The 20,612-nt window shown below is 52.6% G+C and carries 17 protein-coding genes; 14 read left to right on the top strand and 3 right to left on the bottom strand.

Going from position 1 to position 20,612, the window contains the following annotated elements:
- The first annotated feature begins 35 nt into the window (after positions 1-35).
- Complete coding sequence (locus HBO09_RS17215) at positions 36-368, top strand: hypothetical protein (protein ID WP_169995895.1); 333 nt, start codon at positions 36-38, stop codon at positions 366-368.
- A gap of 278 nt (positions 369-646) precedes the next feature.
- Here the strand turns inward: HBO09_RS17215 and HBO09_RS17210 are convergent, their stop codons facing one another.
- Complete coding sequence (locus HBO09_RS17210) at positions 647-1,492, bottom strand: hypothetical protein (RefSeq protein WP_169995897.1); 846 nt, start codon at positions 1,490-1,492, stop codon at positions 647-649.
- Between the two features lie 11 nt (positions 1,493-1,503).
- Entirely contained in the window at positions 1,504-2,184 is a 681-nt protein-coding gene (locus tag HBO09_RS17205) for a hypothetical protein (RefSeq protein ID WP_170060936.1), read from the bottom strand.
- Between the two features lie 91 nt (positions 2,185-2,275).
- Here HBO09_RS17205 and HBO09_RS17200 point away from each other — a divergent pair, with 91 nt between their 5' ends.
- The 13 genes from HBO09_RS17200 (at position 2,276) to HBO09_RS17140 (ending at position 19,563) form a co-directional block, all read left to right on the top strand.
- Positions 2,276-2,881 (top strand): hypothetical protein, encoded by a 606-nt coding sequence (locus HBO09_RS17200; protein ID WP_169995901.1) that lies wholly within the window; start codon positions 2,276-2,278, stop codon positions 2,879-2,881.
- Positions 2,882-3,090: 209 nt separating this feature from the next.
- Positions 3,091-4,596 (top strand): YqaJ viral recombinase family protein, encoded by a 1,506-nt coding sequence (locus HBO09_RS17195; protein ID WP_170060935.1) that lies wholly within the window; start codon positions 3,091-3,093, stop codon positions 4,594-4,596.
- Between the two features lie 8 nt (positions 4,597-4,604).
- Positions 4,605-6,026: a hypothetical protein gene (locus HBO09_RS17190; RefSeq protein ID WP_169995905.1), complete on the top strand. Its 1,422-nt coding sequence runs from the start codon at positions 4,605-4,607 to the stop codon at positions 6,024-6,026.
- A 401-nt stretch (positions 6,027-6,427) separates the two neighbouring features.
- Positions 6,428-6,826, top strand: coding sequence for a hypothetical protein (locus HBO09_RS17185; RefSeq protein WP_169995907.1), 399 nt, complete (start codon positions 6,428-6,430; stop codon positions 6,824-6,826).
- Between the two features lie 35 nt (positions 6,827-6,861).
- Entirely contained in the window at positions 6,862-13,500 is a 6,639-nt protein-coding gene (locus HBO09_RS17180; protein ID WP_169995909.1) for a helicase-related protein, read from the top strand.
- A gap of 212 nt (positions 13,501-13,712) precedes the next feature.
- Complete coding sequence (locus HBO09_RS17175; RefSeq protein ID WP_169995911.1) at positions 13,713-14,162, top strand: DotD/TraH family lipoprotein; 450 nt, start codon at positions 13,713-13,715, stop codon at positions 14,160-14,162.
- Positions 14,163-14,166: 4 nt separating this feature from the next.
- Positions 14,167-14,433, top strand: coding sequence for a TrbM/KikA/MpfK family conjugal transfer protein (locus HBO09_RS17170; protein WP_169995913.1), 267 nt, complete (start codon positions 14,167-14,169; stop codon positions 14,431-14,433).
- A 38-nt stretch (positions 14,434-14,471) separates the two neighbouring features.
- Positions 14,472-16,625, top strand: a complete 2,154-nt coding sequence (locus tag HBO09_RS17165) for an ATP-dependent helicase (protein ID WP_170060934.1) — start codon at positions 14,472-14,474, stop codon at positions 16,623-16,625.
- A gap of 11 nt (positions 16,626-16,636) precedes the next feature.
- Positions 16,637-17,005 (top strand): histone-like nucleoid-structuring protein, MvaT/MvaU family, encoded by a 369-nt coding sequence (locus HBO09_RS17160; RefSeq protein ID WP_169995917.1) that lies wholly within the window; start codon positions 16,637-16,639, stop codon positions 17,003-17,005.
- Between the two features lie 83 nt (positions 17,006-17,088).
- Positions 17,089-17,559, top strand: coding sequence for a hypothetical protein (locus HBO09_RS28635; protein WP_178120339.1), 471 nt, complete (start codon positions 17,089-17,091; stop codon positions 17,557-17,559).
- 489 nt (positions 17,560-18,048) lie between these two features.
- Positions 18,049-18,663, top strand: coding sequence for a hypothetical protein (locus HBO09_RS17150; RefSeq protein ID WP_169995919.1), 615 nt, complete (start codon positions 18,049-18,051; stop codon positions 18,661-18,663).
- An 89-nt stretch (positions 18,664-18,752) separates the two neighbouring features.
- Complete coding sequence (locus HBO09_RS17145; RefSeq protein WP_170060933.1) at positions 18,753-19,061, top strand: hypothetical protein; 309 nt, start codon at positions 18,753-18,755, stop codon at positions 19,059-19,061.
- Between the two features lie 172 nt (positions 19,062-19,233).
- Positions 19,234-19,563, top strand: coding sequence for a hypothetical protein (locus HBO09_RS17140; protein ID WP_169995925.1), 330 nt, complete (start codon positions 19,234-19,236; stop codon positions 19,561-19,563).
- Positions 19,564-20,142: 579 nt separating this feature from the next.
- On the opposite strand, the gene HBO09_RS17135 is transcribed toward HBO09_RS17140, so the two are convergent.
- On the bottom strand, positions 20,143-20,583 hold the full coding sequence (locus HBO09_RS17135; RefSeq protein ID WP_169995928.1) for a PH domain-containing protein: 441 nt from the start codon (positions 20,581-20,583) through the stop codon (positions 20,143-20,145).
- Positions 20,584-20,612 lie beyond the last annotated feature (29 nt).

Below are 20,612 nucleotides of genomic sequence, written 5' to 3'. Positions count from 1 at the left end.
CGTAGTAGCTTCAAGAATAGACAGGAGACGGTGCTTTGATTTTGTGTGAATACCTTGTAGGCGTTGGGGGCAACAATGTACCAACCATTATTTTGAATGGGCAGGCTGGCTACATCGGCGATGATCTCGTTCTCGGGCGCTGCGACTTGATCACCAGGATGGGCAGAGTAGACCTCATCATTGAACTGGTGGACGAGGACGGTACGCCATGTGAATGGGTTAGCTTGGTCGCGCTACCGAAAAATGTAACGGAACTGCTGGAAGCTGGCACGGTCATAGGTGTGATCGATGGCGTACGGGAACTAGGGGTCGCTAACCCTGTTCGTGGGGTTGAACTAGATAATGGCGTGGTAAATTATGCAACATGAAAGATCCCGAGAATCCGTAAAAGAGCTGATCGACTCGTTCGTATCGTTTCAGCTATGCGGGCCTAGTCAAGCTTCGGCTGTCCGTTTGAATGGCCAAGATCATCCTATAGAGGTTCTTGCCAGCAACTCTGACTGGTCGCTCATTACCAAGGGACGACCTGTAACTGATTGCCGCGCTTCAAATCTTCAAGATCTTATGCCCCGCACACGTGATGTACTTCGGTCGCTGGCAGAGTACAAAGAAGAGAAGGCGTTCTCGCTGCGCATGGGCTAAGCGCTCAGCTAAGCACCAGATATGCGTCCCTGCGAAATGGTAGTGGGATGATCGAAATGCCGCCTTCGTCAAGGCCTCTGCGCTCCTGAACGTTTTCTTTTGGCTGATTGAATTTCAATTTGGCTGGCCAAGCGCCCATTTCTATGATTATCGGCAGGCTGGCGTGGAAGGTTGCGTTGTCTAAGGCGCCATCTGCTTTTCGGAACGAAATATTTACTCTGATGAACGGCGACACCGGGTTAACCCAGCGAGCAGTCTGAAAGCTTTTCCGCGACTCTCGCTCCTTGTCTTCAATATCTCCAATGACATCCTGCGCGTCTCTTTTCTCAAGCTCACCGATGGCCTGAAGCCGAGTAAGCAGCTTGCTGCTGAACGATTTCTTTGATGTCGAGAATCCCACCGTTTTGACGGTCGAACTACGAAAGACGTTCACCTCACGCCAGCATTGTAGTGGATGGGCCCGAGACAGCCCTTGACGGTGGAGCAGGCCTCGTAGCTTGCTCTGCCGCTCTTTATCGTTAGCAACCAACATGCCTGATACGGCTGATTTAAAAGCGACCTTGCAGGCGTTGAAGTCCTCAACCGCACCGATCAGCTCCGCACTCGCCTCAACCAGAGCTGGATAGCGGGGTACGCTGCCGTTATCGGCATCATGCATCACATCCCAATCAGATATAGCTTTGATGAATAGCTCAACTGAATCGCCATCCACCTTGTTACCGGACGGGCAGAAAAAGGCGCTCCGCCCAATCGAACCAGGTTGTAACGCAGCACTTTTGCAACGGTTGAGCGATTCAACTAGAGCAGATATAGAGTCAGCAACTTTCAAATACCCCGCATCTTCAATCATTGTGCGATATCCTAGTTTTTCCATACGATTGGCTTGGTGATGGAGTGTCCTCCATCCGAATTTGTTACAGCTACCTTTCTAATCTTACGCGTACTAGTTGGCTTTTTAGTTTCTTCAGATCCATCACCTTTTTGAGCTTCAGTAGTAGGGTTTTTCCATTTTCCTTTTTTCCAGATTTGCTCAGGGTCTAAGCCGCGAGAACTTGCCTCGACTTGAACAGCATCTTTAATCACAGACCAATTCGATAGATCTTCTTTTAGAAGTTTGTAGATAGTAGTAACAAGAATCTTTGTCGACTCCTTGCACACATCGAAACCTTCATTGCGAATCCGATAAATTGAGTTTTTATCAATCCCGAGCAGTGGCCCAGCTGAGTACTCTTTAAAGCCAGGCTCCGCTTTTTGGACAAGCAAGATGAACTCGGTGAAAGATGGCGTCCACATCCGAGGCAAGGTCTCAGGGAAGGCACCGTAGAGACGAAGAAGGATCGCTAGCGGAGCCTTCAGCTCAAGATCGGCGTTCTTCAGGCCGTACATTGCTGCGGTATTCATGCCAAAAGCCGTAGCGCGCTCGATTAGGCCGAGATTCTGAGTGCTTGCGAATTGGTCGAGATTACTCCCTCGCAGGACCATGGGCTGTGAAAGGTTTTCGTTCTCCTCAGAGACACTGGAGCGGAGGGTTTTCTTGGGCACGTGCAATTCCTGAATCGGTGGAAATAGGTATAGTATAGCTGTACATTGCTATTAGTAAGCCCGGTTTTGCTGTGTGTCTAGTGGAGTAGGTATGTCAAAAATCAATCTGACCACGGTTCTGTGGTATCAGCCAGGTAAGGATCGTAGGCCTATTATGCCAACCCTTGCCTTAGAAGGAGTAGAGAGTCGATTTCCCAGCGTCAAATTCCCCACGAATGGAATCACTTTTTTATACGGCCATAGAAATCCTGGCGAGGCCTACCTCCTTAAAGAGGCTCCGAAACACGACTTAATGCCTGCCATAGTTCAGGTGCCAGTGGATATAGGAAACTGGCTTAGGAACAAAGCAGGGTTTGCCCCTGATGACCCTGAGAGAGGCATAGAACATACCGGATTCTTGGCAATGTCTCGCGCCAAGAAGGAGATCACAGATGCTGTAGATTCGGTCTGGGTGCGCAACCTTCCTCCAGGTCATGAGGATTTTAAGAGAAACGGTACACGATTTGCTAACTTCATGGACGAGGTGATCCTAATGGATAAATTTAAGCATTTAAACGTTATTGCTTACACAATCAATACTAAAGAAGCTGGCGAATTTCAGGTTGCGACCTTATTCAATTTAAGTGCAATCGAAAGCGTTACTCACGGCCAACTTCTTAGTGGTGTTGATATAACTTGCGAAGCAATAAAAAAGTAATTAGACGTGTTTAGTTCCCGCGATTTCCCCTTTGTTACCCTTGGTCTCTGCAACGGGCTTACGACCAGTATGGCGAGAACCGTCAGTCGAACGACTGACTGATCCACGAAAATTGACGCAGGGCTGCCTTGCGCCTAACATCACGCAAGAAAGGTGAGGGCGCAACAGCCCTTTTTTTTTGCGGGGATCACAAGGTTTAATATCACTATATGCAACACACCCTCGAATCTTTGCCACAGCTGCCCGTCATCGAGCAATCGGATGCCAATCGTTGGGTTGAGGGCATCATCCGCTTTCACAAATCCCGCGCCACATGGCACGCGAAGCGCCTGCATGGCATTGGCGGATCAGAGATGGGGGCGTTAGTTAGCTTTTATCGAGGTGAAACCTCGACTGGGTTCAGTACGATCACAGAGGTGGTGGAAGGGAAGCTGATGAAGCGTCTCCCTAAGTTCGAAACTTCCCACATGCGACGTGGCAATGCCCTCGAAGATCTTGCGCGCCAGGTCTTCCTGAAGAAGTCGTTTGGTTCGATAGACCTTGCCGCAATGAATGCACTGGCCACAGCCAATCGGCTTAAAGGTTACGAGTTCATGGTGGGTAACCCCGATGACATCGTCATCATCAACGGCAAACGCTATGTTGTTGACTACAAGGTTCCAAACACGTTTTCCGAAGCCATAGAGTTCGATTACGAAGTCCAGGTGCACCACTACGCGACACTCGCAAAATTTGCTGGTATCCGGATCGACGGCCTGATTCTGGCAAAACTTGACATGCCTCCGCAGCTGTCTGAGTACCTCACCAATAATCTGGCGTCCATGGAGCCTCAGCGCGTTGCTGAATTGGTCGATTCCATTGTTCGAGTTGATCTGCCAGGTTGCCGCATAGTTTCGATACCCATTGAGCTGAAAACTGCACTCCAAGCTGAGTTGCTGGCCGCTGGCAAAGACTGCTGGAATGACTTTGTACTGAAGAGCGTTGTTCCAACACCAGGGCAATACGGCAAGCTTGAGCTGAAGGGTGAGATCGAGCTGAACCTTGCTCGCTACCAGCAGCAGTACGTCATGGCGAAGTCCGGAATTTCCTACCTCACTGATGTTGCCAAGCAGGCTAGCTCAGGCATGGAAATGCTCCTACAGAACGTCGACTTTGAGGGTAAGGCCCTGCCTCTATCTGTTGTCGGCGTAAAACCAAATAGCTTGGACTCAACGCTGGTGCTCAACGAAGCATTGCTACGCGGGGCAACCGAAGATGAGCTTCAAGCTAAAGATCGAACCTACTCGGTTGGCGCACTTCTCGAAGAAGTGCAGCGGCTTGGCGGAAAGGTTGAGAGCGATCACCTGTTTGAGTCAAGCCTCGATTCTGCAAAAGCAGAGGCCTATCTCAAAGATCTTGGCGTAGACCTAGGCAATCTTCGCAAGCCAGGTCTCGCCATTCGCATGTCCACCAAAAAAGAAGACAAGGTTGTCTCACAGCACTACGAAGAGCGCGCAGCAGATCGATTTGGTGCGTGGCTGGAGGAGAGCCTGATTTCAAATCAGGGGGAGGAGTCTGATTTCACAGATCGCGATCCTTCCGCTGAAACCCTTTTGCCAATTGAGATTGAGACGGGGCATCTCAGTGAGGCACTAGCGGACGCCTTTAAAGTGTCCGTATCAAGCGACGAGCAACAATCCCAATACCCCATGAAAGCCGCACCCGGCTTGCGTTAGGAGTTGTCATGATAGACATCAATGCACTTTTCAAAGAACAACTCAAAAAGGAGCAAACCAATTCGACTCCGAAGGCCTTTTTGATCCAAGTTGAAAAAGACCCAGTCCATTCACCTTCTAACGCTGATGTGTTCAAGGTCATCGGGCGCCGCATGGATACCGACGAGCGCGTGGTCGTTGTTTCGGTCAAATCTGCTGCTGGCCAAGCCGTACCAAAGGCAGGTGACATCATGCGCGCCGACAAGGTCGTGCGTGATCCAGCTCACCCAAATCAACCGATATTCAAGGCCAAATACTTCCACACCTACGAGCAGAACGGTTTTTGCCTGAATGCGGTGATGCAGCCTCTGCCAGTACGAAAAAACGAAGGCAACGGCATGGTAGGCGCACAGGTAATTGCTTACGACCCGAAAAGCTCTGGTTCAATTATCAGCGGGGCCGGAATTCGTGAGCACCTTACTGATGTAATTCTTACGCACTTAAAACAATGGGATGCGAAAGCCCCCTCAGGTATTACCCATGACGTAGCTGGGAAGCCTCTATGGGGATCTGGAGCTACACGCGGCCTGACTCCAATGGTAACTGTGCGTTTTGCTGATCAGAGCTTTAAGGTCTTCGGTGCCGGTGCCATGCAAGTCGATGCCAACGACAAAACCAAGGGTCTGCGGTTTCCAACCGACCAAGAGCTGCGAGAGCGCATCGCAAAAACGAAAGGTGTCGTCCAATTAACGAACGTGGTCAAAAGTTTGATTGATCAGGGCGCATCGCTGGCAGAACTGCAGAAAGTGGATATTTCCGTCGTGCCTGGGCTGGTAATCAACGTTGGTCGTGACCAAATCACGATGAACGAGCGTTCAGGGAGAGAATATTACTCCGTCCCTGAGGCCTACCAGATTGCTAAGGAAGGCGGCGGCTCGTATGCGGGGCATCGAGAAACTTTTATTCACGTGAAGATGACCCGTACCAACAAACTCGCAGTCGTGGATACCGCGCCAGCGCCAGGCGGAAAAGCTACGCCAAAAGTGCCGCTGTTTGCCAACGAGATAGAGCGCATCGAATCCCGCAAGAATCTATCAAGCGGGCAACAAAACTCAACGCCTACTCAGGGCAGTCAGCCTGTCCAGCAGTCGGCGAGCATGACGCGTGAGCAGGCCTTGAACGTGAACGACTTCCCGGATGAAAAGGTTGACCTTCAGACTCCAGTGAGCCAACAGATTCGAGAAGTTACCAGCGGCACCCATATGGAGCATCAGACTGATCAAAGCACGCAGTTCGACCCAGCCGACTACGATTTGGAAGGATTGGACGAGGACATGGCGATCATCGAGGCGATGAACAACGATCTCGGCGTCGACTTCAACGAAGTTGAAAGCTTGCTACAAGAAGCAGATGCGATTTCTGCTCAGCGAAACGCTCCACGCATGGGCTAAGCCCTTCACCTCAATTGTTCACTCGCCGAGCGGCGTTGTCACTCGGCCAGTCCTGTGCAGGACAGTGTTTATGAGCCAAACGATGAAGTGGCTAGACTTTAACAGTTACAGCATGAAGCTTGTAATTGGTCGAGATCGTACGCCCAAGAAGAATCACACGGCGCTGTTTGCGGGCCCAGGCCTCGCAAATCCCGAAACCCTGAGGGTTCTTACCGAGCTGGGATTCTCTCGTGACGTTCGGTTCCCAAATAAGCAGTACTGGACACGCAGCTATGTCGGTTTACGTTTGACAGACCTAAGAGCGCGCTTCCCCAATGCCACCGTTGTTGATCTTCCAGTTGAGGAAATCTCACCAGCGGCAAAGTTTGATCTCAAGCAGCGCCAAGGCGCAGGAGTCAATAATGAACCAAGAACTGAGCAACGAAGCCGCCCTACAGGAATTCCAACTGGCAATGCCGCTCGAAGCCTCAATGATGGCAGTGCTCGAACCAATGGGATATTGGGCCAGAACCCTTCACAACCTGATGTACGAGAACAACCCTCAGATGATGCTGACTCTGCACGAGGCAGGGACGTTGAGCAGCTACCTGAACGAGCAGGAGGAATTGCTGATCGGCCAGGCGCGACAGCTGGAGAAGGAGTATCGAATCAAGAACCCACTGCAACAGCCGGTAGCACACCTGACGCGAGCGCAGTGGTACAACCAGGCGAAGTCATTCGCAGCGGAATCACTGCTGAACAGCTTGAACCAGCAGATGCAATCGCTGCGCGAGGAACCGCAGGGAACAGCGAAACACTGATTCAACCGCAAGACCCAGCCCAACAAACTGCCGTCTTGCCGCACCCCATCATAGCGCCTGCATCTGATCCGGAACCTGCTCCCGAATCCATAACCAGCGAAGACTTTAATCAGCAGGAATACGACGCTGCGCGCCTGAACTACGGCTCAGGGATTAATTCTGCCACTGGTGGTGATAACCCGTTCGACACAGCGATTGCAGTTGACGAACAGGGGCCTGCAGCGTCCGTCTCAGTGCAACTGATGGAGGATCAAGACTCCGACCATTTCGCGGACACCAAAGAAGCGTTCGACCGCCGAGATTACGACGCCGCGTACGTCCTGTACCAGAAGGGTATGAGTGGCAATGGCTTGGATCGGGACGCTTTCGAAGACGCGCTTGCAGCTATGTCTGGTGGCCGTGCAGCAAGGATGTACTTGAGCCAAGATCAGCGCCGTGAACTGCATCGCATGGGTATGCGGGACAACGTCGTTGAGCACTTCGCGACTCACTACGCGGGTGAAGACGGCAACCTCAGTTACGCCTTTGATTTTGCCACTCAACACGATGCCTTGGTGGCAGCAGCAATCACACAGCGCATGTCTGGAGCGAACGGGCTCGGCGGTCAACTTAGCAACATTGGGTTTGAAATCGTCCTTGACGATGAGTCGAGCCCAGGCGCACCCGAATACCTCTTCAGATCCCCGTTCGGCGAATCCATCGCCATCGGCGTGGGCAAAGACGCCTTGCACGTGACTGGCCACGATAATGGGCAGGTGCTGCCCGCGTTTGAGGTGCGAGACACCCTCGACACGCCGGTTGCAGATGTCGGCGGGCGTATTCTCAACGAGGTCGCGAGCCGCTGGCCTCACTTAGTCGTGGAGAACGTGGCCAAGGCTGAGGCTATTGTTCAACCAGATCCTGCGGCACAGGCTGAGGAGCTTGCACCAGTCGAGGCAGTTGAAGCGCAAGCCTCCGCTGAGTCGGCGGCTAACGAAGCGCTGGACGAAAAGCTCGGCGCCATGAAATCCGTAGTCGCTACAGCAGAATCACAACCAACCTTCCCTGAAGGTTGGATCGTGATGAATGCGGCACGACCGCTGCTCGGTCATGCCTCCCAGGAAGGCAAGTTTCTCGATGGTGTGTTCTACGTTGCCATCGATCCGGATGACAGCATGGCCGATGCCTATCTGGAGGAGAACCGGAAGCTGAGCGCATCGGTCGTCGTGACGGCAAGTGAAGAAGAACAGGCCCAAATGGCAATCTTCGAAAGTCGTTATCGGAATGAGTACGAAACCGAACTCAATGCCATCGAACGCAAGCTTTTGATCACTCCAATGATCGCACGCATGCAGCACACTCCTTTTGTGGAGATGAGCAGGCTCCTGCAGCGCGTGAGAGCAGAGCAAAATATTCAGCAGGCAGAAGCTGAGTTCGCAGCCCCCAAGCGCCCTGAGGCGGCTCCTGACATCCCTGTCGCGGTCGAAAGCGGCGATTCACCTGCGGTACAAACGAAAAGTGAGCCTTCAGATCCTACGACGTACTCGGCAACTGAAGACGATACAGACGTTCCGGCTTTCGCAATTGATCGTGTGTGGCGCGGCTCGACCCTCAATCACATGCTCGATACGCAAGGCCGTACGCCAGGTGTGCAGGCGATTTTTGATGCGCTCAAGGCATTCGAATCGGGCGAACCTGTTGGCGACATGAACAAGCGCATTTTGGCAGCGTTCAGGGGCTGGGGCGTTGAAGGTGAAAAGCTTCGCGTAGACAGCAGCAAGAGCCACGAGAACTACTCGGGTAACCAAATTGCCAAAGCCTTGGGCCTGACACCAGGTGATTTCCAGCGGTCGTATTTGGACAACCGCCTAGAGTCCTACTACACCCCACCGCAATTGTGCGCGGCTATTTGGAATGGCGTTGTACGGGCTGGCGTGAGCGCTGGCGGCAAGTACCTCGATGCTGGTTGCGGCTCCGCAGCTTTTTTTGCGGCAGCACCTGACAAGGTGCAATGTCACGCTACGTTGATTGGCGTCGAATGTGACCCCATAACGGCACGTCTCGCTGCGGCTGTGGCTCCTGATGCCCGGATTATCAACACGAAATACGAGCAAGCCGTACTTGCGCGTGACTTCGATGCTGTAATCGGCAACGTCCCATTCGGGTCGTCGAAAATTCACGATTCGAACTACCCAGATGCTCACCACATCCATGACTATTTTAATCTGCGCAGCCTTGATCAGCTGAAGCCAGGCGGTATCTCTGCGGTCATCACATCCGCTGGCTCGCTGGACAAACTTGATCCAACCGTGCGCAAGGAAATGCTTGAGCGTGCCGACCTGATCGGCGCCGTCCGCTTGCCGCGAGAGGCGTTCATGCACCTCAATGCGCTCGTAGCGACCGACATCCTGTTTCTTCAGCGCAGGCCCGACGGTACAAAGCCTGCCTTTGATTTCACCGAGTCGGTGCGGGTGTCGCTCGATGAAGCTACTGGCCTCATGTACGAGGACGAGCAGGGAAGTGAGTCCATCAACCGGTACTTCCTCGACAACCCAGAAAACGTACTCGGCAAGTACGAAATGGTCGGAACTGCGTTCGGGCCAAGACCCGGTCTCTACAACAAAGCGCTCCAGGCACAGACCATCACTGAGCGCTTCGATTCAATGCAAGCTCTGATTGATGCGCGTGTCGAGTCTTTCATGCCGGAAGGCATTGCCAACAAAACCAAATGGGAGCCAGCCGAGAAGAACAACTCAACCAAACAAAATGACTTTGAGCAGGAAGACTGGAGCACTTTCGAGCGCGTTGATCAGCGTATAGGTAACTACGTTGGTGACAACATCATTGCCGAAGATGGTCGCATTCTCGAAATCGTAGACATCGCCCACAAGTTCGATGATGAAGGCGTTCATCTCGGGTACGAGCACATAGTCGCGGAGACCACTTTTCAGGGCAAGCGTGCCACCACCATGGGCGCATACATTGCCTTGCGCGATGCCAGCCGAGAGTTGATCGCCGCACAGCTCAATGGCAGTGATGTGGTTCTCGGTGCTGCTCAAGAAAAAGCCAAGCACCTGTATGACGAGTTCACCCAAAAGCATGGCGCCGTTAACGCCACGAAGAACGTGCGCATCTATGGCGATGACGCGGGTTCTGCGGAAGTGTGTGCGCTTGAGATCTGGGATGACGAGGAAGAGGAAGTGTTGGCGCTTGCTGACACCTTCGAAAAGCGCGTTATCGGTGCCGAGCTGGTTGCAAACATTGAGACTGCCGAGGACGCCTATTACCATTCTCTGGACATCAAAGGACGTATCGACTTCCCGTTCATGGCTGAAGTGCTCGGCCAGGAAGAGGATCAGATAAAGCAAAAGCTGTTGGGTGATCTGGTCTTCCTGAATCCGCTGACGCACGAGTACGAAGCACAGCATCAGTACTTGAGCGGCAACGTGGTTCGTAAGTTGGCCGAGGCTGAGCAAGCGCTGGCCACAATGCCAGAGCTGCAGGTCAACGTTGAAAAACTCCGTGAAGCACAACCGTCGCCGATTCCATTCGAGGACATCTCGCTTCGGCTGGGCGTGGGTTGGATTCCAGAGCGAGACATCGAAGCGTTTGTGGGTGAGCTGTTTGGGCAGGAGCTTTCGCCCCGCGACTTCAGTGTCCGATACACCCCAGAGCTGGGATCTTGGTCTGTTGAAGTTTCAAGCTCATTCAAGACCAACCATGAAACACGACGCTCTACCCTGCACGGGACAAAAGACTGCTCGTTCGAGCGACTGCTGGAAATGCAGCTCAACGCGCAAAAGCCAACCCACTACGACAAGGATCTGAACGGTAAGTCGGTTGTTAGCGATGAGCGCACCATGGCTTCCCGCACCAAGCAGGAAGATTTGGAGTCGGCATTCAGAACTTGGGTGGGTCGAGACGTTGACCGCATCCATCGCTACACTGAGATGTACAACCTCAATTGCAACACGATTGCGCTGCCCATAATCGATGGTTCACGTCTGACCTTCCCAGGTCTAGCGTCCACATGGAAACCGCGCCCGCACCAGAACGATGCCGCAGCAATGGCCCTAATGGGTTACAACTGCATGGCAGCGCACTGCGTGGGAGCGGGTAAGACTTTCGAGATGGTTGCCATCGCGATAAAGCTCAAGCAAGTGGGCATGTGTAACAAACCAGCGATTGCTGTACCGAACCACATGCTCGGCCAGATCACTCGCGAAGCCAAGCAGATGTTCCCTTCTGCCCGGATTCTTCAGGTCACCGCCGATGACCTCAAGGGTGCTGCACGTCAGCGTTTCCTCGCTCGCACGCGGAACAACGACTGGGATCTGGTAGTGTTCACCCACGGCATGATGAACCGCCTACAAGCACCGCTCGAAATCCAAACCCGTGAACTTTCCAAGAACATCGACAAGCTCGATGCAAAGATCCAGGACACCGAAGGGCGGGTTAAACGCCAGCTAGAAGCGCATCTGAAAACTCAGGTTTCGAAACTCGACAGCCTGAAAAGGGTATTCGATGACGAGCAGCGCAAGTCTGGCGTTCTCACCATCGACAAGCTGGGTATCGACCTGATCAACGTCGATGAGACGCACCTGTACAAAAACCTCGCGATCAACTCCAACATGGACGTGCTAGGGGTCACACGTGGCGGCTCCCAGCGCGCCGAAAACCTCAAGATGCTGGCCGAGTACATGCGCGACTTGCACGGTCGCAGCTTTGGCATCAACGCATTTACGGGCACACCGGTCTCCAACACCATCTGCGAACTATACGTGCACGGTTCCATACTGCGCCCAGAGTTGTTCGCGGGCTCGGGCATCCATGACTTCGATGAGTGGGCCAAACGATTTGGCGATGTAGTAACAGCACTTGAGCCGTTGCCTGAAGGTGGCGGTTTCCGAGTGAATGAACGCTTCGCACGGTTCGTTAACCTGCCAGAAATGATCAAACTGTTCCGTTCGTTTGCGGATGTCAAAAACCCAAGCGACCTGAATCTGCCTGTCCCTGATGTTGAGCTGAAAGTCATTTCTGTCGATCAAAGCGATTTCCAGAAGGACTTCATGAAGCACCTCGCGATCCGCGCAACGAATGTCCGCACTGGCAAGGTGAAGCCACACGAAGACAACATGCTGGCCATTGCTACAGCCGGTCGGAAGGCTGCGTTGGATATGAGGCTCGTGAGTCCCCTCATTCCTGACGATGCCAGCGTCAAACTAAATGAGGTAGCCAAAAACGTTCACTTTGAATGGGAGACTCACAGTGATGTGAACGCTGCACAGATCGTGTTCATGGATCAGGGCACCCCCAAAACCGACGGCTCTTTCACGACTTACCAGAAGCTGCGCGACCTGCTGGTGGAGCGGGGTATTCCCGACAAGGACATCGCATTTGTCCACCAGGCAAAAAACGATGCTGAGAAAGAAGCACTGTTCGAGAAGGTCCGAAAAGGCGAGATCCGCGTAATCATTGGATCAACTGAGAAAATGGGAGTAGGAACGAACGTTCAAGAGCGCTTGTGCGCACTGCACGACGTGGACTGCCCTTGGCGCCCATCGGATATTGCACAGCGACGAGGTCGAATCGAGCGCCAAGGCAATAAGTACTTCGAGAACGTGCGCAACTATCGCTACACCACCAAAGACTCGTTCGACCTATTCATGTGGGGCGGCAATCAGCGTAAGGCCAATTTCATCGCACAGGCGCTGGGCGATCCTACTAAAGCAGGCCGTGAAATCAGCGAGGACGTTGATCTTGGCTATGCCGAAGTAATGGCGGTGACCACGGGCAACCCCAAAATCCGCGAAAAGGTGGAGCTGGATGACCAGGTCAACAAGATGGATCGAAAGCGCCGCGCATGGCAGAGCGATTTGTATACCAAGTCGAGTGAGGCGCGCCGCCTCCGGGAAGCGATCAGTCAGTGCACTCGACGCATCAATGCTGAGCAACTGATTGCAGACTCATTGCCGAAGGACACTGGAGGGAGGAAGGTCGTCGTTGTCAGCGGAGCAGTCAGCAAGATTGAGCAAGACGGTTCGGCAACGGTGTTCAGGGCGACTGAGGCGGGCGAAGCGATTCTGCAACGCGTGCCAGTGGCCGAAGCCAGGCTGATGAAGTTCAATAAGGAATACGAGAAGCTGGGCATCTCCATCGGGAAGATCGAGTACGTCGTGCAGAACGAGATCGATACCAAGCAGAGCTTCATTCGGGGCATGGTCGATGACCATATGCTGCCAGGGCGTTTCGGTATCTCGAAAAATCCGCAGGCTATGGGGCAAATTATTCGGGAGATCTACGACACTGATTTCCGTTCGAAAAATCTACAGCATGAGCTGAAGAAACTCGAAAACAGCTATAGCCTGGTGAAGGATTTTAAGCTCGATGCAGAGTGGCCGCAGGAGGCTGAGTTTGTAGGGCTGAAGGAGCGTCAGCGCGAACTGAATCGTTGGTTCGCCGCTCAGGACTTCAACAATACTGACTCCAGCGACCCATTTGCAGCTCGGATGTCCATCTTGAAGGCAGAGCATGATCGGAAGCTTCAGTTATCCGAATTGGAGCGCGAGATTGCAGCGAATGGCGATCAGGCGCTTGTAGATGCAACTGAGGCTTATGGGGGGCATTTAGAGGCGGAGCATGTTCACTTCGAAACCCAGGAGGAGGTAAGCCGAACCAGCATGCGATTTGGTTGAGATCAAACCGAAAAGAGCCCGCCGCAAGGTGGGCTTTTTTGTGTCCATGACAATCAGATCAAATTTCGGTATCGTCTGATCTTGTCACGTGCAATATCACTAAATCTAGTAAACGGAGTATCCAAGTGCCTTTGAATTTCAACGTAAAGCTGTGCGTGCTTTTGTCCGCACTGACGTTGGCGAGTTGCCAACTCCAGGAAACGCGACCACTGATGACCGAAAGCGATTCGGCAGTTCAACAGCTGAATGATGCAGCCCAGCGCGTGGCACGAGCAGCCGAGCAGGCAGCGCTGGCTCAATCAGTTCGGAGCCAACGTAATCGCGTGACGCAAGAGCTGAAGGTTGATCTGAGCAAAGTGCCAGCAGAAATGCGGGCCCCGCTGTTATTGGAACGGGGGTTCAACGGTGAACTCGAAACCTTCCTGAAGAGCATCACAAGCGCCGTAGGATGGCCAGACCCCCTCATCATGGGTTCTCGCCCAGCGGTGCCATTGATGGTTGCTTTCACAGAACAACGGCGCCCGCCAGTATTGTGGGTTGCCGATGCTGGATACCAAGTGGGCTCAAGCGCAGACGTTCGCATCAACTCCAAGCTTCGCCAAATTATCATTGCATACAAAGACGCACAGGGCGGTAAACCGTTCAGTGCCGCTTATCGGTGACAACATGATCAAACTCATTGGTTTTTCTTTGGCGTTAGCGCTCGCTACATCGACAGCAGTTAATGCGGAAGATTCGAGTAGTCCCTTACCTATTCCCGAACCGTTTAAAGTTCCAAAAGAATTATCCCAAAAAGAAACAGAATCGTGCGAAGCGGTTATTTGCCTGGCTGGCGGAAAAATGTTGCATGAGTGCGTAAACCCACTGAAGGTTTACTACGACATCAAACCAAAGAAGCGGCCAAAATTTCTTGAGATTTGCCCGAAAGACTGACATCCGCAATATCCACGATTAGTTAGGAACGATTTGTCTTGGCACTTTCCCCTCAGCAACAAGTTATTGTTCAGCATCCATTCGACGAACATGCTTTGGTTCTAGCGGTAGCTGGATCTGGGAAGTCCACGACCATGGTGGAGCGAATTGCAAACCTAATCGAGGCGGGGAAATTCGACCCCACCCGTGTTATTGCGGTGATGTTCAACGACGCCGCCGCGAAGAACCTGCTGGCGAGCCTCGGCAGGCGCCTTGGAAAGCGTAATACTCCCCAGTCAGTCACATTTCACCGTATGGGCACCCTGACACTACGTGCTTTGATGTTGGGCGGCTTTGCCGAGCCATGGACTTTCCATGGTGATCCGTCGAAAGCGATCAAATTCACGGTCGAGGTGATCGAAAGTGCGTGCAAGCAGCACGGTCACAAATACCCGCGCATCGTTGCGCGAGACTTCCTGAATTTTGTTGATCGGGTAAAGAGTGAGCTGTTGCCTCCGGCCCAGGTGTTTGAAAATGGTGACTGGCCTGCGCGCTATGATTGGTTCGTCTCGTGGTATCGGCAGTTCGAGAAAGAGCGCCACGCCAAAAAGGTTCGTTTTTTCTCCGACCTAATTTTCGATCCCGTGATGATCATGACCGAAAACCCGAAGGCAGCCGCCTATGTCGTGGGGGCGTTCGATCACATCATCATCGATGAGTACCAGGACATATGCCGGAGCCAGCATGTATTGGTTCGATTTGTTGCGGGTAAACACGCCAAGGTCATGGCTGTAGGTGACGATGACCAGACCATTTATGGTTGGCGTGGCGCTAGAGCAGAGTACATCCTTCGCGAATTCCACGACGACTTCCCAGGTGCTACCACCTACACGCTCAACCGCACGTGGCGCTATGGTCATGCGCTGTCTTGTGCTTCCAATTACGTTATCCACGGCAACTCAGACCGCGCCGACAAGTTGTGCATCTCAGGTGAGAATGCGCCCAACACAGAGCTATTCCTCGAATACGACATGCCTGCAGGCGGCAAGCCGAAAATCGTCAAAATCGTTGAGAAGTGGCTTGGTGCGGGCGGCAACCTGACTGAGATGGTTGTGCTAGTTCGCTCGTACTCAAAGTCGGCAGGCAGTCAGTTTGCTCTGCTGCAACACGGCATTCCATTCAGGATTGAGGGGGGGGATGAAGCATCGGTACTGGAAAACAAGTGGGTGTCATCCCTTATCGGCTGGATGAAGCTGGCCGCAGGCCAGGCAGCGATCAATCCATATGCAGGTGACCCAGACCTCGGTTCGATCATTGAGGCCCGAAAATTTATCGACGTGCCCTCATTGGGCTTGGGTTGGGAGAAGAGCGGCATTCTCGCCAAAATGGCTTTGCAAGACCCTGATGACGGTGTCGGCTTCAGCAAATTCGTTTCCACCCACATTGCATCCCGGAATCAGAGTCAGGCAGAGCGAGTTATTTATCGCGGCAAGCTTTGGCGCAAACTGCGCGCCATTGGTAAAAGTCGAAACTTTCCAAAAGCAGCGATCCTGCTTAAGGAACTGCTGTATTTCTTGGATATTGAAAAGGCCATTGTCCAAGAAGCTGGCAAGCAGGAAGATGCTGATGAAATCATCAGCCTTGTTGAGGCGTTCATTGAGTATGTGAAAGTGAACTCAAAGGGTAAAACCTTGCCTGAGTTCATGAATCATATCCAGGATCTGCTGGACACTTCGGACAAGGCCAAGGAAGCCACGACGGCGCTACTGATCACCAGTTGCCATAGATCTAAAGGGATGGAGTGGCCTTGCGTGATTATGCCAAGCCTTTGGCAAGGATCATTTCCGATCATTCCGCGATCCATTGACAAGGCCAAAATCGAAAACCATCTCCAAGATGAACGGCGTTTATTCTACGTTGCGATGACCCGAGCAATTCGAGCGCTATACTTCATCGCCCCCCGAGATCCAAAGCTTGATCCTTGGCTACTAGCTTGTAAGGGTGGTAATTGTGATGATGTAATACCGTTTGCTAAAAATGCGGGGATGGCAAGTCAATTCCTGTACGAAAGCAATTTGTTCTTATCACAGGCCCTTCCATATATTTTGGCTGGCGGTAAAGGCAGGGAATCGCTTAAAGCCGCTTCCCCAGAATTGCTGAACAAATACCTCGAAGAGCTTAATTTCAACTATAGAGTTGCGAAAATCGCATAGGTATATCCACTATGAACCTGATACACGAATACCGAGAACTGGAACAAACTATTGCCGCTGCGAAGGAGCGGATGACGGCAATCGAGACCGATCCAGAGTTCGCAAGCGACAAGGAATTCGAGACGAAGCTGCGTGCACTGCTGGGCGAATACCACCGTTCGTTGCGCGACATCATCAAAATCCTCGATCCGGAATCCAGTCGTCCTGCGTCGTTCAGAACTGCGGCGCCGAAAACCAGACGGGCTCGACAAGTGACACGATATACAAACCCAGAAAATGGTGAAGTCGTCGAAAGCAAAGGCGGGAACCATAAAACGCTGAAGGTCTGGAACGAAAAATACGGCAAAGACGTTGTTAAAAGCTGGGGCAAACCCATCTGAAACACCGCTGAGAACTGCTCAAAAGGGCAGTTTTCAGCGTTATATAAAAAGACCATTCATCGCCAGCGCATATCAGGACGGGTATGAAGCAACCCAGCAAGTACGCATACCTTGCAAGGTATACCTCGGAACTCCACGAGGCCATCAAAGCCGGTGCGGAGGAGGAGAGTCGCAGCATTAACGCCCACATATCAATGCTGCTGAGCAACAGTCTCAAACGGTATCCGGTGCTTGATTGCTTACCAGTTGTGCTTCAGCAGGCAGACACCTCTTTTGGCATTCGAATCCCCTATGAGTTGCACGATGATCTGACAACTGCTGCACAGGCCGCTGACGTTGAACGTAGTTTCAACCAAGAGATCGTTGGCCGCTTGATGCTGATGACCAATCCGTCGAGACAAACCTTGATCGACGCTTGGAGTCAGCTCAATCAAGCCATCTCACACCTCATCAAGATCCAGGCGCCCAACACTTTGTGCGCCCAAGAGCTGCAAAAGAAGCGAGAGAGCTTCGAGTGGCATTTGAAGCACACCCTCGCCGTGAAAGCTACCTAACAACCTTCGCATTCAAGCCCACATTCAAGGCCCGCGTTATTGGCTTCCTAAATTAATGTGACGGCACTATAAATAGACGACAAGACAACGAAGAGCAATGTCCTGCGGCAGAACGCCCAATTCCAGCAGCAATCGCTTCGTAAGTGATTCAAGGCAAGTTCAGTATGCCGAGCCTGTCGGGAGCCGTTTCTGGGAGTCGGTTGCCGACAGTCACAGACACAATGGAAAAAAGCCAATGACGTATTCAATTGAACAGAAGTAATCTGAAGGTTCCCCAGGGCCATCGCTGTTAGTTAGGAAGGTGTTGAGGTCGCGACCTTTACTCATCGCGACAGTGCTGAATATTTCGTAGAGCGTGACGTGGTGAATCGCCTCCAATCTGATCAGTCGGGCTCCTAGGAAAAGGCACCAGGTATACTCAAACCACATCCAAGAACTGGGACTGAGTCAGTAGAATCGTCGCAAAATCCGTCTAATCAGGATCTACACATGACCAGCGAAATTATTCCAATGACATCGAGCGACCAGCTCAAGCGCATGGAGCTTCCGCCAGAAGTTCTCTTACACTCTACGTTGCTGTGCAACAACCTACGCTTGTCTGCAACCGCCGAGGAGTTAGCTGTTGAAGTTGCACAGGCAAATGGTGTGATCGCGGGTATGCATATTGGCAGGGCAATCAGTGAGCAGCAGCATAATCAGCTACAAGCCTTGTTTCGAGTAATGGCCCAGGAGACCCAGGCCCGCCACGCATTGCTTGAAAAGCAGCAGCCAGGCGCGAGCAGGCAGGATGGTTTGGAAGGATTCATTCTGGATCTGCTAGCCGACACCATCCGCAACCTGGAGCGTCAGGTCAGCCCGGAGTTTCGCGGCCAGTACTATGGCGAGTGTCGCGGCCTGCTCAAAGCTTTGATCCTGGGTGAATTGCTGGATGAAGCCCAACGCGAACAGTGGAGCGCTGATATCTACCGTGCTTCACTTCAAGCTGCCAACCAGTGTGCAGCGGCAGGGCAGCCAGCCGATGAAGTCGCAGTGAATAAGCAGCGGTTCCAGTTGGAGCGCCTGGCACAGCAAGGCATCAAACCGCGTGCAGAGTTACCGCGCTAAGGCGATCCTGCTCAGCAAAGCTCATCTGGTATTGGAAACATAGTTATGAGTTTTAAGTCTGCGTCCCCCCAGGTGTCGAGGATGAGTAAATGAATAAAATCCAATGGTTCGCTGTTTCCAATCGCGATGGAAAGCGTATTCCGGAGTGGCGACGCTCCTTTGGCATCAGTGACAGTGGGAGTGTATTTGTACCGGCAGATATGGCGGGTTCTGAAACCGAGATGAATGTATTGCTGTGCGCCATGGCCGATAGCCAGAGAACAGCGGTGCATCTGGAACATCATTTTGTGCCCAGTGATTGGTTGAAATCAGTCTTTCCAAAGCACTCAGAGCTGATCGGTCTCATTGATGCTCGGGCGCAAAACGCATTTAGTGAACTGGGCTTGGAGCCTAAATAGCAGTATTGCGCCCATGGGCTTGCTAGCTTCTGTTTTCCAGGTCTAAGCGTCACCCGTCCACCACCAGCCCCATGCTCAACGAAAAGTCGTTCAGCTGCACCCCAAGCCCTGATCAAAACTGGGGCTGTGGACGTGAGGGAGTCTTTTTGTTCTTAAGCAGTGAGGTTCGAAAATGCAGCATGTAGGCGATCTGATTGTCAGCGATAACCAAGAAACGTTTGGTCAAGTTACGGGTACCACTTATGTGCGCTCTGGAGGGGTTCTGATTGCTCGCGGCCAGCTATCAGGAGGACTGATTATCGAAGCAGGTGGCCAGGCTATCGTGCATAGCCAAGTGTCTCGCAACGTATTGAACCATGGGACGCTTGAACTGCTGGGCCAAGTTTCCGGCAAGGTTATCGGGAATCCGCCGATCAACGTTGTTCGCCCGGCGCAGATCGTCGGTACGGATCTTGAGGTTCCCTTGCGTGGGAAAACCACCTCATGGACTTACACCGGCTAGTTCAAGGAGTTGACATGGGCAGGAACAAAAACGAGCACACAATCACCCTTTCTCCTGGTGCTCGGTTTCGTCGGCAGGCAGGTCCGTACGACCTGGATTCTGGCCTGCCGCGATATGTCGTCGAGGTAAGCACACCGGACGAGCAGGCGCGATGCCAGGTCGAGGATAATTCGCAAATCATGGGTGCCCCTGGACGACACTTCTATGTTTGGGATATCACGAATGGTTCCATCTGGCCTGTACTCCTAACACTGACCGTTGATGGAGTACCGGTAGACCAGGACAACAACTGACGAGCTATTCGAAAAATAGTAGCTCAGGCACACCAAAGGCCCGGCCACAGACAGTGGCCGCCCCAGCAGAAACAATAGGCAGAATTGCCTATTCTCTTACATAGGCAGAATTGCCTATTCCTGACGGTGAGGGATTCGTGGACAATCGCGGACGCTATCAACAACTGCTGGATACCTATGGTATCAGGGCGAACACGAAATAAAGTATGCGAAAGGATGGAGCGACTAACACCAACCAAGCGCACGAGCCTGATGCCAGTCAGGCTTTTCAAACCTCGATCTTTGCTTAACCAATATTCTGTGACACTGCCAGCTGCAAGGCCTCGCGGAACTTCGTGGGCTGCTTGATTGCTGGCGTCCTGATCGGGCTGCTCCCGATGGCGATGATCGTTACCTGCCCAAAGTCCAGAAACTGCCCCAGCAGCGACTGCTCCATCATCACTGATTCAATTCGTGGCAGTGGCAGATCAAACGTCTGGCGCCTGAATAGGCCGCTGCCACACACCAGGCGATGCTGATTCAGATCGATGTTCGTGAAGAAGAACGTGATCAGTGCATTCACGAGTGGGGGTAGGCAAGGGAGAAACAGAAACCATAGAAATGGAACGGCCGGGCCGACAGTAACTACAAGCGCGATCAGGAGGGCTGGAAGAGTACCCACGGCAATGCCGATCCAGTGCACTCTGGGACTGATGTTGGGGTCAGCGTTCGACATCTTGTCTGGCATGGGAAGATCCTAGTTTGGGGGGCTGTGAG

It is taken from the genome of Pseudomonas sp. WS 5027, from assembly GCF_012985695.1.
GTDB lineage: Bacteria > Pseudomonadota > Gammaproteobacteria > Pseudomonadales > Pseudomonadaceae > Aquipseudomonas > Aquipseudomonas hygromyciniae.
The sequence above is the reverse complement of the archived record's forward strand: the minus strand, read 5'-3'. Positions and strand labels throughout refer to the sequence as shown.

Excerpts from the sequence above, each read along its gene's own strand:
- HBO09_RS17170 (WP_169995913.1), top strand. The coding sequence starts at position 14,167 with ATGATCAAACTCATTGGTTTTTCTTTGGCGTTAGCGCTCGCTACATCG.
- HBO09_RS17210 (WP_169995897.1), bottom strand. The coding sequence starts at position 1,492 with ATGATTGAAGATGCGGGGTATTTGAAAGTTGCTGACTCTATATCTGCT.
- HBO09_RS28635 (WP_178120339.1), top strand. The coding sequence starts at position 17,089 with ATGAAGCAACCCAGCAAGTACGCATACCTTGCAAGGTATACCTCGGAA.
- HBO09_RS17175 (WP_169995911.1), top strand. The coding sequence starts at position 13,713 with ATGACCGAAAGCGATTCGGCAGTTCAACAGCTGAATGATGCAGCCCAG.
- HBO09_RS17150 (WP_169995919.1), top strand. The coding sequence starts at position 18,049 with ATGACCAGCGAAATTATTCCAATGACATCGAGCGACCAGCTCAAGCGC.
- HBO09_RS17195 (WP_170060935.1), top strand. The coding sequence starts at position 3,091 with ATGCAACACACCCTCGAATCTTTGCCACAGCTGCCCGTCATCGAGCAA.
- HBO09_RS17185 (WP_169995907.1), top strand. The coding sequence starts at position 6,428 with ATGAACCAAGAACTGAGCAACGAAGCCGCCCTACAGGAATTCCAACTG.
- HBO09_RS17140 (WP_169995925.1), top strand. The coding sequence starts at position 19,234 with ATGCAGCATGTAGGCGATCTGATTGTCAGCGATAACCAAGAAACGTTT.
- HBO09_RS17200 (WP_169995901.1), top strand. The coding sequence starts at position 2,276 with ATGTCAAAAATCAATCTGACCACGGTTCTGTGGTATCAGCCAGGTAAG.
- HBO09_RS17160 (WP_169995917.1), top strand. The coding sequence starts at position 16,637 with ATGAACCTGATACACGAATACCGAGAACTGGAACAAACTATTGCCGCT.
- HBO09_RS17190 (WP_169995905.1), top strand. The coding sequence starts at position 4,605 with ATGATAGACATCAATGCACTTTTCAAAGAACAACTCAAAAAGGAGCAA.
- HBO09_RS17145 (WP_170060933.1), top strand. The coding sequence starts at position 18,753 with ATGAATAAAATCCAATGGTTCGCTGTTTCCAATCGCGATGGAAAGCGT.
- HBO09_RS17135 (WP_169995928.1), bottom strand. The coding sequence starts at position 20,583 with ATGCCAGACAAGATGTCGAACGCTGACCCCAACATCAGTCCCAGAGTG.